Source organism: Rhodococcus sp. NPDC056506 (assembly GCF_042794945.1).
Lineage (GTDB): Bacteria > Actinomycetota > Actinomycetes > Mycobacteriales > Mycobacteriaceae > Rhodococcus_F.
Genome location: NZ_JBHTSW010000089.1, coordinates 1 through 3,265, shown reverse-complemented (window position 1 = coordinate 3,265; position 3,265 = coordinate 1). Strand labels below are relative to the sequence as shown.

Sequence of the window (3,265 nt, the reverse complement as noted above, 5' to 3'; positions counted from 1 at the left end):
CGTCGTACGACGACCAGTACTACAGCCCGGACGGCTTCGGCCAGAACACCGGTGCTGCAGTTCCGCTGGACGACTACGGCTTCAGCAACGACTACCGCTAAGCGCTAGGTCGTGAGAAATCCCCCGCCTGAATCAGGCGGGGGATTTCTTCGTTTCGGAGGTGCGGTTTTCAGGAGTTACTGCCGCTGAGGTCCGGGATGACGATCTCCTGGACGGCCCACTTGTTGCCGTCGGGGTATTTATTTGCCTGCGATTTGGCTGGTGTGCGGCCACCAAGGCGCGCCAACACACGGTAAGTACAGCTTTCAGATTGGCAGTATCAGCCTCTTAAGCTCATACTTTCGAAGTGCTTGGAAATCAGCTCCTGCAGCGTATCTATTGATTGAGCCGACATACGAGACCAAAGGCCCATGGATCGTGTTGCTTGCATCATAACGATCCGCACGTATCCAGGAAAATCGTCGAAACTGTGTGCAGATCGGTGAATGCTTTGCCGTTTCTAAGATCTCCAATGCTTGACAGTATTCCTAAAGTGGCGCTTAGGGTCTTGGTTCCATGCTCTTGTTGAATTGTGCTTCCTTGACTTCAGGTGGAATTCGAGCAGACTATGGTCGAGTGCTTAATTTCAGATGGTGCACGAACGCCAAGTTGGATCGATGATTCAGGGAATCGTCGTCATCAAGTCTCGTTCTTCATTGCGGTAGTGCCGATTCGATTGTCAGGCTGGCCAGCGGATTGCCGCGTTTGGATCGCGACCGCTACTGCTCTGGAGTGTCATCAGTTCGATCGTCGACCCACCACAAGATCTCAGTCCCCTGCTGATGCGGATCTCGTCGTCGTTCTCTTCAGCGCGGATGACGCTATTGCTGACCGTCGGGCCGACGGGATGAGTGTAGGGCTGAGGAGTGTCGCGGCGGACGAAGTCGGGTGATCGATCGGGCATGGTCGCTCAATCGGTGACAGGCGACGATGTCCCCTGTCTGCTGGGCTGCAGACGCAACCCACACGAGACGCCGCCAAGTTCGAGCAAGATCATTCCACCGCGTACTACTTGTATCGATGAGTTGCTAAGAGGGGATTACCCCAGACGTTGCTTGCGCAATGGTCCTAGTGTTGATCGCATACCAATGCGGGATTAAGGGTTTCCCGGTTCATCCGCAGTGCATAGGTTGAGCCCGCTTTTTGAGGAACGACTGTACGAGGGTTGGACGTCGTTGTTTGTCGCACCTTGTAGAAGTGCATCTATAAGATATTCGCGGTACCGGTGAGTCATCAGCGCCTTCGGGAACCTAGCATTTAAGCTTTCTTGGTGGTTGAGCAATATGAGACTGTTGATCTTGCTGAATGGACGCGTGGCGAGAGTGAGCCAGGGGGGGACGAGGCAAAGCGTTGGTTCATTGCTCCTGAGTCTTCGCGTCATGCAGGGCATTGGCTTTTCAAACCCCGGACGGAAAAATCATTGATCCTCTCCGTGGAACGGCGGGCGTGTGGCGATAAACCAGACCTTCTTGTGGGCGGCGAGAACTGGGCAGAAAAGATCTCGTACGAACTGGCTAGAGTACTCGACGTTCCCGCAGCGCAAACTGAATTGGCGACCGTTATCCGATTGGAGGACGGCCGAAAAACTGTTGGCTCTATGAGTCGTGATATGCGGCCCGACGCAAAGAGCAGATCATGGACATGGACCCCTGGAGCGGCGCTGCTGGCAGAACACGATGATGACTTTGACGCTCAGACTTGCGCCGGTCACACCATTGAGGCAGTTCATCATGTACTCGATGGTCTCCATGGGCCGGTGGACACACCATATTCTGAATGGAGTGCGTTCGACGTCTTCGCTGGCTACCTAGTTCTGGACGCCTGGGTCGCCAATACTGATCGACACGCGCACAATTGGGGTGTGTTGCAGAATTCCCTTACTGGCGAGGTGTGCCTCGGACCGAGCTTCGATCACGGATCTGCACTGGCCAGTGGGCAGCGTGAGGTCGATCGAGCCAAGCGGAGCGATAGCGGTACGGTCGTTCAGTGGTGTGCGAAGGGCAAAACGCAGCGTTTTGAAGGCGGCACGAGGTTGGGGTTGGTAACTGTCGCCCAAAGGGCACTTAGAATGGGGAGCCTGCGAGCTCAGCAACACTGGTTGGAGCGACTAGCGAGCGTTGACCTCGGAGTATGTGACGATGTTGTATCAGCAATCCCTGATCTGTCGGACCCGACCCGTAGCTTCTTACAGACCGCCATAGCCACCAACCGAAAGCGACTCTGTGATGCTCTACAGTGACTTGACTCCCGCATCGGCTTTCGCTGAGCTGGAGATGCGCGCGTCCCGGTTGATCGTTACCCGGCGCAGTGCTGCGGATCGGACGTATAGGGCGATCGGCTACCTCGACAAAGTGATCGGCGACGATGACACGGCGCCGACCTTCGACTTCACCTACTTGCGTAGGGTTGCTATGGATGAAACTTTCGTCCCGATCGTTGGCTTTCGTGATGTATGGCGACACTACAGCTCATCACGACTGTTCCCATCTTTCGCAGATCGCGTGATGAGTGCGAAACGACCCGATCGGCCGCAGTATCTTGCTGCGCTGAGTTTGGAATCGGACGCCGATGCGTGGGAGATTCTGACAGCTTCAGGTGGGTATCGTGAAGGCGACCCGATAGAACTCGTTTCATTGCCGAGCTATGAGCGCGAGGCAAGAGTCACGACTGCCCACTTTCTCGCCCACGCGGTGCGCTATTGCGCTGACGATGCTAGTGCGCATATCTCCAAGCTGAAGAGCGGCGACGAGCTGACATTGAGGCCCGATCCTTCCAACCCAAAGGATCCCCGTGCGATTGAGATCGCGGACGGTGACCTCGGTCTGGGATTTGTACCGAGCCCGCTCTTGGACTATGTCCATTCTGTAATTGATGGAGGTCCGCACAGGTTGAGCGTGGTTCGTGCAAACCCAGCTGAGACGCACCCCCACCTGCGTCTTCTCCTGCGCCTCGATGGTCGGTGTGATGAGTTTGTATTCGACCGACCAGAATGGTGCTCGGCGTAAACGGGATCGATAAATACAGGTTGATTGGTATGAGGCAGTTGTAGTCCGCCCATTTTGAAACTGTAGAAATGAATTGTTCCGGAATGGTTATTTTCCGGTGGGCGATGCTGGCCTATTTGGTGTGTGAGGTTCAGATCCACTTGGTCAACGAGGTCCAGGAGGTGTACCGGAGCCAGGGTGTGTCGATCCACGACAAGCACATCGAGGTCATCGTGCGCCAG

The 3,265-nt window shown here is 55.5% G+C and carries 1 protein-coding gene and 1 pseudogene; both read left to right on the top strand.

Annotated elements, in window-relative coordinates:
* The first annotated feature begins 2,264 nt into the window (after window positions 1-2,264).
* Window positions 2,265-3,044: an HIRAN domain-containing protein gene (locus ACFQ6H_RS29735; RefSeq protein ID WP_378650425.1), complete on the top strand. Its 780-nt coding sequence runs from the start codon at window positions 2,265-2,267 to the stop codon at window positions 3,042-3,044.
* A gap of 125 nt (window positions 3,045-3,169) precedes the next feature.
* Window positions 3,170-3,265: pseudogene (locus ACFQ6H_RS29730) on the top strand (hypothetical protein); the annotation flags it as partial.